Origin of the sequence: Chromohalobacter sp. HP20-39, assembly GCF_033052815.1 — a bacterium.
Taxonomy (GTDB): Bacteria; Pseudomonadota; Gammaproteobacteria; order Pseudomonadales; family Halomonadaceae; genus Chromohalobacter.
In genome coordinates this window covers 1-247 of sequence record NZ_JAWHTP010001023.1, presented here as the reverse complement: position 1 = coordinate 247, position 247 = coordinate 1, and the positions used below count along the sequence as shown (strand labels likewise).

Annotated in this window: 1 protein-coding gene; it reads left to right on the top strand. The window is 59.9% G+C overall.

Annotated features, from left to right (window positions below; genetic code table 11):
* On the top strand, positions 1 to 247 hold a 247-nt coding region (locus tag RVY79_RS21025; protein ID WP_411161779.1), incomplete at both ends, for a hypothetical protein.

Sequence of the window (247 nt, the reverse complement as noted above, 5' to 3'; positions counted from 1 at the left end):
CCGGGATGATCCTCTCCACCGCCGCGCATGCACAAGCAGCCGGCAGCAACTTCGTCAGATTGTGGTGGTTCCGCTTAATGCCGAACTGCTCTAGCGACACGCTGTTCATCAAGAGCGTGGGCGGTGCGCCGTTCAACCAATCGGTGCCCAACACCGGCGCCAAGATTCAAGAAGCCGATACCGTCGGCCTCGCCTTCACGCACTTCTTCACCGACAACTTCGCGGTGGAACTTGTGGGTGGCATTCC